Here is a 1,248-nt window from a genome sequence, read left to right as displayed (position 1 = left end):
ATTGAAAAACTTAGAAAAAAAATTGCTATCTTTTCACCTAATCAGCCTACTTGTGAACTGTTTACTGGGCATATTGGCTGCGGCAAGTCTACGGAGTTGCTCAGGTTAAAGCTGGATTTAGAACGCTCAGGATTTCATGTGGTTTACTTCGAGTCGGATCAAGACTTGGAAATGAGCGATGTTGATATTAGCGATATTTTACTGGCGATCGCCCGTCGAGTCAGTGAAAGTCTGGAAAGTGCTGGCATTAGCCTTCAACCAGGGTACTTTCAGAGGTTATTCGGTGAAGTCAAAGATATCTTAAAAACACCGATGGAACTATCGGATGTAGAATTTTCTGTAGGCATTGCCACCATTACCAGTCAAGCCAAAGCTAGCCCTAAGCAGCGGGATAAGTTGAGGGGATATCTAGAGCCTCGAACCAATGGAATTATTGAAGCAATTAATCAGGAGGTGCTGGAGCCTGGTATCAAGAAATTGAAACAGACCGGCAAAAAGGGACTAGTAGTAATTGTTGATAACCTTGACCGCGTGGACTCTATTCAAAAGCCGTTTGGTCGTCTTCAGCCAGAATATTTGTTTGCGGATCGAGGGGCACAGTTGCGGGGACTAGGCTGTCACGTGGTTTACACTATTCCATTGTCACTGCGGTTTTCCAATGACTTTGGGATGGTGACTGAACGGTTTATGACCGACCCCAAAGTCTTACCAATGGTACCTGTGCATTTACGCAACGGTAGTAAACATGAAGCAGGAATGGCACTGCTGCGACAGATGGTGCTGGCAAGAGCTTTTCCAGATTTAGAGCCAAACCAGCGTCTGACTAAAATTACAGCAATTTTTGACAGTCCTGAAACCTTAGATCGTTTATGTTTTGCTAGTGGCGGTCATGTGCGGAATTTACTTCGGTTTCTCAATGAATGGATTATGGAGGAAGGAAAACTACCCCTTTCCCTCCATGTTCTAGAACGTATGATTAAGGCTCAGCATCATAAACTTGTGTTAGCGATCACTGATGATGAGTGGCACTTACTGGGTAAAGTAGCTAAGGAGAAGAAAGTGACTGGAGAGGACGGATACGAAATATTAATCCGCAGTCGCTTTGTTTATGAGTATTATGATCAAGATGAACCTTGGTTTGATGTTAATCCGATTTTGGCAGAAGCTAAGGAACTACAGTCATAGCATTTATAAATAGTTTGACCTGGTGGTGCGTTAGGGGCGGACTTGTCCTTATTTTTCGCTTCA

General features: G+C 43.5%; 1 protein-coding gene. It reads left to right on the top strand.

The genetic code is table 11. From position 1 onward, the window contains the following. Positions 1-1,185 (top strand): AAA family ATPase (locus tag F6K53_RS43510; RefSeq protein WP_293086956.1); only part of this gene is annotated, 1,185 nt, incomplete at its 5' end. Positions 1,186-1,248: the final 63 nt, after the last annotated feature.

Origin of the sequence: Moorena sp. SIO4A1 (assembly GCF_010672065.1) — a bacterium.
Taxonomy (GTDB): domain Bacteria; phylum Cyanobacteriota; class Cyanobacteriia; order Cyanobacteriales; family Coleofasciculaceae; genus Moorena.
The sequence above is the reverse complement of the archived record's forward strand: the minus strand, read 5'-3'. Positions and strand labels throughout refer to the sequence as shown.